Source organism: Gammaproteobacteria bacterium, from assembly GCA_011375345.1.
GTDB lineage: Bacteria > Pseudomonadota > Gammaproteobacteria > DRLM01 > DRLM01 > DRLM01.
The window spans coordinates 1-7,074 of sequence record DRLM01000129.1; the positions used below are offsets into that span (position 1 = coordinate 1).

The window sequence follows — 7,074 nt, forward strand, 5'->3', positions numbered from 1 at the left end:
CAACGCTGTTCGTTTTCGTCGTGCCTGACACGCAAGCGCTCAAGCCTTCCCAAACATTCTCAGCACCGCCGCCACCACATCGTTGGCATCAGGAATGGCGGCCTTTTCGAGGTTGTGGGCATAGGGAATGGGCACGTCCACGGCAGACACCCGCAGCGGCGGTGCGTCCAGCTCGAAGAAACATTCGTCGTTGACGACAGCCATCACTTCGGCCCCCACCCCCACCATGGCTTCGGCTTCTTCGGCAATCACGGCGCGGTGGGTTTTGGCGACGGAGGTGCGGATCCCTTCCCGGTCCAGCGGTTTGAGGGCGTACAAATCCACCACTTCTGCATCGATGCCATGTTGTCTGGCCAGCACCTCCGCCGCCTGCAAACACCAGTGCACCGACACGTTGTAACCAAACAAGGTGACATCTTTGCCGGAACGCACCACCTCCGAGCCTTCCAGAGGATGGAAGTACTCGCCGTCGGGCACCTCGCCCTTCATGTTGTACATCAGCTCGTGCTCGTTGATGAACACAGGATCATCGCAGCGCACGGCGGATTTGATCAAACCGTAAGCCTGCCTGGGGTTGGACGGCGTCACCACCCGCAAGCCGGAAATGCCCATGAACACCTTTTCCATGCGGGCGGAATGCTGGGCGCCCAACTGGTGCGCCGTACCGCCGGGCGAGCGAATCACCACCGGCGCGGCGAGCTGGCCGCCGGACATGTAACGCACCTTGGCGGCGGTGTTGACGATCTGGTCCGTTGCCAGCCAGGCGAAATTCACCGACATGATTTCGATGATGGGCCGCACCCCCGCGAATGAAGCACCGATCCCCAAACCGGTGTAACCGTTTTCGGAAATGGGCGTGTCAATCACCCGCTCAGGGCCGTACTTGTCGTACAAGCCCTGGGTGGCTTTATATGTGCCACCGGCCACGCCGATATCTTCGCCCATGCAAATCACCAGCGGGTCGCGGGCCATTTCTTCATCGTGAGCGCGGCGCACGGCTTCCCAATACATGATCTCGGCCATCAGTGCGCGCCTCCTTTAACCCAGGGATCGTTTTCCGCCAACACGTATTTTTCCAGCTCCTCCACCTTGGGAAAGGGTGATTCTTCGGCGAATTTAATGACGTCGTTTTCGATGTCGTCCAGGATTTGATCATCCATGGCTTTGTACTCGTCGGCGCTCAGTTCACCAGCTTCAATCAAGCGGTCGCGCAAAATAATGATGGGATCGCGCGCGCTCCACTGCCGTTCCTCCTCTTTTTCACGGTAGGCATTGGAATCGGACATGGAGTGGCCGCGGTAGCGGTAGGTCATGAGTTCAAGGAAATACGGCCCCTGGCCGCCGCGTACGTGGTCCACCGCCACCTGGGCGGCGGCATACACTTTTTCAATGTCCTGGCCGTCGGTTTGGGCAGCGGGAATGTCGTAGGCCGCCACCCGCTTGTATTGATCCAGCACGGCGGTGGAACGGTCAATGCGGGTGCCAATGCCATAGAGATTGTTCTCGCACACATACAGCACCGGCAACTTCCACAGGCTGGCCATGTTCATGGATTCGTGGAAGGTGCCCTGATTATTGGCCGCATCCCCGAGAAAACAGATGGCAATATCGTCGTCGCCCTTGAGCTTGATGGCTTTGGCCAAACCCGCCGCCAACGGAAAAGGCCCACCCACCAGGGCGTAGCCACCCATAAAACGGTGAGCCACGTCGAAAATATGCATGGAACCGCCGCGGCCCCTGCTGGAACCGGTTTCCTTGCCGTACAACTCCGCCATCACCGCTTTGGGGTCCGCGCCGCACTTGATGGCATGAACATGATCACGATAGCCGGTGATGACGTAATCCCGGCCCGGTCGCGCCGCCTCCAACACACCGAAGGCGCAGGCCTCCTGGCCGGGGTACAAATGCAAAAAGCCCCCGATCTTGCGCTCCACGTAGGCTTCGTAGCAGCGCTCCTCGAAGCGCCGGGCGAAAAGCATCTCTTTCAACAGCCGTTTCTTGTCAGCGGCATTCATAGGATTCCTTATTCCTTACATACAGGTGAATCTGGCTGAAAAAACATATAGTTACTATTCTGGTTGATACAGCTTTGGGGGCGCTCACGAGCCCGGATGGGGGCAGTCAACGGGTCCCCGGTGCGCGGAAACGCGGTATGATCGGTTTTTTGCACGATCAGGTCAAGCTGAGGGCCGGGCAACAACAAGGAGCTTTGACATGCCAGTGACGGTGAAACAGCACACAACCCCCCTCTCGAAGCAGGAAACGGACCGCACGGCCCACGCGGTTTTCATCGTCCCGGAGGGCGACGACACACCCTTCCCCTACCGCGACCTGCTGCTGCGCCGGGCGGAACGCGACCAGACCAGGGCCATGCAGGTGCTGGTCACTGATTTGCCCAACACGGCCGACACCCGGCTCAGCTTCGCGCAATTAAAAAAAGAAGCGCCCAGCAGTTTTGAACTGCTGAGTCTGGCCCGCAAGCTCATCGCCCCTCATTTTTCCGCAGCACCGAAACACATCGCGCTGTTCGCCCCCGGGGTGGCGGCGGATCAGATTGCCCGGCTCATGGATGCCATGGTGGCGGCGCTGGCAGCCCGAGCGCACCCCCTGCCCAGTTTCAAAAGCAAACCGCCCAAAACCCCGGCCCTCAAAACCGTGCATCTCTACGGCCTGCCCCAGCGGCTGGATCTCAGCCGCACCCTGGCGGCGGCGGCGGGCAACAACCTCGCCCGGGAACTGGCCGTGCTGCCCCCCAACGAACTCACCCCCACCCGCTACCGCCGCCGCATCACCCAGCTGGCGCGGGAACAGGGCTGGAAAATGGAATTCCTCGACACCGCGGTGCTGAAACGCAAAAAAGCCGGAGCATTCCTGGCCGTGGCCCAGGGCAGCGCCGAACGGGACGCCGGCATCGTCCACCTGACCTACCAGCCCCGCACCCGCAGCCGCAAAAAAGCCCTGGCCCTGGTGGGCAAAGGCATCTGCTTCGACACCGGCGGCCACAACCTCAAACCCGCCCGCCATATGCACGGCATGCACGAAGACATGGGCGGCAGCGCCGTGGCCCTGGGCACGTTGCTGGCCCTTACCCGGCTCAAAGTGAATTTCCCTGTGCATTGCTGGCTGGCGCTGTCGCAAAATATGATTGGCCCCAAAGCCTACAAACAAAACGACGTGGTTACCGCCGCCAACGGCACCACCATTGAAGTCACGCACACCGACGCCGAAGGCCGCATGGTACTGGCTGACACCCTCACCTTCGCCGCCCGCGCCAAGCCGGGACTCCTCATCGACTACGCCACCCTCACCGGCGCCTGCGTCTACGCCCTGGGCACGGCTTACAGCGGCGTCTTCACCAACCGGCCCGAGTGGCTGACGGACCTCATCCAGGCCGGTGTGGATTCCGGCGAGCGGGTGTGGCCCTTTCCCACCGACGAAGACTACGACAAGGAACTGGACAGCACCATCGCCGACATCAAGCAATGCACCCTGGGGGGGGAAGCAGACCACATCCTCGCTGCCCGGTTTCTGAGCCGGTTCGTGGCAGGAGACGTGCCCTGGTTGCACCTGGACCTCTCTGCCGCGACGCGCAAAGGCGGCCTGGCTCATGTGGCCAGTGACAGTACGGGGTTTGGGGTGCGGTACAGTTTGGAGTTTGTATTGGGCAAACGGGCGTTTTAAAAGTCCCCGCCAGGGGATCTGTAAATCCCCCGCCTTTGGGCGGCATCATTGCATTATCCCCCTCTCCCCTTGATGAGGGGAGAGGGGATAACCGGCCGCAAGACCGATCAATCCGGCTTATAGCCGTAACCCGAAGCCACCGGCTTTGGCCGGTGGAGTATTCCCAACTATTGGACACTATGTTTGATCTGCCCATTCCCAACGCGCGTGGATTATGTTGGGGATGGGAAATCACTCCCGGCATCGAGCCACATTGAGGAGGGCAGGCACAAAACACAGTGCCTGATGAAAGCGCCATAAAAAACCCGGCGTCGGATCACCAAGACCGCTGCGGGTAGTGTCCTCAATACGGTCATAGCCATAACCCAAACGGGGCCTGCAACATTTGCTGTACGCCTCCGCTATCCACGGGGTGACAGTTGGTCAAGCGACAATCGTGTTTCTGGATTCTGTTTTTCCCCGGATGATCCCCAATCCTGCAAGGCCGGCAATCATGAGCATTATAATGGACGGCTCCGGAACCGCGACAGGGTTGCTGTTTCCGCTTGGTCCACTTAGACCGCTACCCGTTTGCACGCCGGTCAGCAGAACGCTGCCTTGAGAGGGTGGCGTGGCCACAGCTCCCTGGTGTACACCCAGTGAGGTGTTGTAATATCCGGCTATGATATTGGTGAGCTGGGTATTGGTCGCAATCTCGGAAGCATTTCCCAATTCATCCGTCGAGGAAATGGAGTCGCCCCAAAAGTCGGCATCCAGCCAACTAAGAAATTCCAGCGTCATCTCTGAACCGTCGTAAGAGAAATATTGCCCAATGTCACCAACGATGGTGGTGTCCGGGCTGTCAAGGTATGACGTACCGGTTTCACCGGCCGCAAGATTGAATTTCCAGGAATAGATGTCAGTGACGGAGACGTTGTATAAATCCGTGCTGTCCAGAAAGCTGATGTCGAGAGTGTCGCCATCGTTTAAGTCTGCAAAGCCAAAGGCGGCCGGGTCAATTTCAAACCTGAAATCGATCGTTGCCGCGTTTACGGGCTGGGCCAGGCCCAGTCCTAAGAGAAGGGCGGAAGTAATACGAAACATGACACCCTCCTGAGTCGATTTGGTGGGAACAATCCCCGACGTCCTGGCAGCCTTCAGGCCCGCTTTGTTGCGTGAACGGATCCGGAGGCCTAACGCGACTAGCGACAGGGCCAGCAGGCCGGGGAGTCCGAAAGCACCACCGCCGCCACCACCCGATGAGCCGGTGCTGCCGCCACCCGAGCCGCCCGTGCCGCCGGTGCCACCACCGCTGCCAGCAGGATTGACGGTGATGGTAATCTGGTCGGTATCGGTCGCCAGGTCATCGTCGGTCACCGTCAGGCTGATGGTGTAGGTCGTGGTGGCCGTGACGGCCGGTGCGACAAAGCTTGCCGTTGCACTGGTGTTATTTGTGATCGTGACCGCACTACCGGTCTCCGACCACAGATAGCCTGTTATCGTGCCGTCGCTGTCACTGCTGGCGCTGCCATCCAGCGTAACCGTATCGCCGGCTGTCACCGTCTGGTCGCTGCCCGCATTGGCAACAGGGGGTACATTCGGAGCGCCGCCTGTTCCTGTTGTAGCGGCAAACAAGCCCGAGCCTGCGGTGCTCAGGATCAGGGTTCCCGAGGGCGTTTCAGCCATGGTCAATGCCCCATACTCTCCCCAGCGAGGAATGACGGGCAGGCCGCCATTGTCACGCAGCCAGTTGGTGCCACCGTCGGTGCTGCTCCAGACGCCGGAGAGATAGGCGCCGACGCCGGAGGGGGCAAGGGCATAATAGGTACCGTTGCTGTCGCGAAACAGGGTGGAGATGCCGGCGATGCCGCCCACGCCGTTGTTGAGCTCCATGCTGACGTCGGTGGCATCGTAATTGGCGCCATTGTCGATGCTTTTCTCGATGCCCCCTATGTTCTTGCCGGCAAGCACCTTTCCAGAGGAATCGAGTATCAGCGAGTGGATCACCTGCGTTGATCCGCTGGGGAAAGCGGATTTTGCCCAGGTCGAGCCGGCATCGTTGGAGTAGCAGGAGCCGGCATAGATATTCTGGCCATCGGCGGAAACGGCGAGGGCATTCTCATATTCGAGTACGCTGCCTCTGCAATCGGTCAATCCCGTGTTGAACGCGGTCCAGGTAAGCCCGCCATCGTCGCTGTACTTGATGCCGCTCTCACCGGAAGCACCTTCACCATAGACATAGAGGCGGCCATTGCCGTCGCTGGTGAACTCGGAATAGTAGGCGGTTTCCGAGGTGTTGATCTGTGTCCAGTTGGCGCCATTGTCCGGACTGCTGTAGATGCCGCTGGCACTCATCAGGTAGAGCGTACCGCCGTGCTGGCCTAGGCCGAAGATGCCGGTCGCCGGGGCGGACGCAGGTACCGACCAGCTTGCTCCCGCGTCGGTGGAAAGCCACAGGTTGCCGTAGGAGGCGGCAGCGAGGAGATTGCCGCCAGACTCCAGAAGGTAGGTGATCGAGGCGTGCCCCAGGCCACTGTTGAGGTCGATGTAGCTCGACCCACCCGCGGCCGCCAGTTTCATCACCCGCCCGCCACCGGGATTGGGCGTGTTGCCTACCAGGCCTGTGACGCGGGGCTTGAAGTTGAGATAAAGGTCGCCATTGGGGGCGACGCCGACCCGGTTTACCTGGGTGTCGGCCTGCGGCAGGTTGGTGGATGTCCAGCTCGCGCCGCCATCGCTTGTTCGCCAGTAGCGTGTGTTACCGTTGAGGGGCCCTCCTTGCGCCGCATAGACCTCGCCGTTGCCGGAGACAGCAAAGTGGTCGATCGCATCGGTCACTACGGTCTTCTTGGTCCAGTTGGCGCCATTGTCATTGCTGACATAGAGGCCACTTGCATAGGCGTAGAGATTACCCTGCTCGTCCGCGGCGAGGGCAGCGGGGAATGAAGTCAGTTCGGAGATGGACGTCCAGCTTGCACCGCCATCGGTACTGCGGTACACGCCGTCTCCAAAGCCGGTCTGTAACACATAAAGGTTCCCTGCGCCATCCATTGCGATTTGCGACGCTGGCGCATTGGCAGGCGTGACCACATCGCCCAATGTGGTCCAGCTTGCGCCACCATCGGCGCTGGACGACACCTGGGAAACATATTGAAAGCTCGGGCCCACTACAACCTGAGTGATGTATAGGACATCATTGCTGTCAAGATGGAATGCGCCCACATCGGTGGCAACGGAAGTCCAGCTTGCGCCATTATCCGTGCTGCTGTACAGATCCAGGCGATCGCCGAGGTGGGCATAATATTTGCCGGTACTGTCCACCATCAACTTCAGTGTGTTGTTGCTCAGGTGAGTGCCGACGAGAGTACTGACCTTGCTCCAGCTGGTTCCTCCATCCGTGGTTTTATACACGAG

3 protein-coding genes are annotated in these 7,074 nt (G+C 60.0%); 1 reads left to right on the forward strand and 2 read right to left on the reverse strand.

Translation table 11 applies throughout. From position 1 onward, the window contains the following. Positions 1-39 precede the first annotated feature (39 nt). Both ENJ19_10025 and pdhA read right to left on the reverse strand, forming a co-directional pair. Positions 40-1,023, reverse strand: a complete 984-nt coding sequence (locus ENJ19_10025) for an alpha-ketoacid dehydrogenase subunit beta (protein HHM06061.1) — start codon at positions 1,021-1,023, stop codon at positions 40-42. Further along, positions 1,023-2,015 carry a pyruvate dehydrogenase (acetyl-transferring) E1 component subunit alpha gene (pdhA, locus tag ENJ19_10030; protein ID HHM06062.1) on the reverse strand — a complete coding sequence of 331 codons (993 nt, stop codon included), beginning with the start codon at positions 2,013-2,015 and terminating at the stop codon, positions 1,023-1,025. Before pdhA ends, ENJ19_10025 begins: the two co-directional genes overlap by 1 nt. 355 nt (positions 2,016-2,370) lie before the next feature. On the opposite strand from pdhA, the gene ENJ19_10035 reads away from it, so the two are divergent. Beyond that, entirely contained in the window at positions 2,371-3,681 is a 1,311-nt protein-coding gene (locus ENJ19_10035; GenBank protein ID HHM06063.1) for a leucyl aminopeptidase family protein, read from the forward strand. Positions 3,682-7,074 lie beyond the last annotated feature (3,393 nt).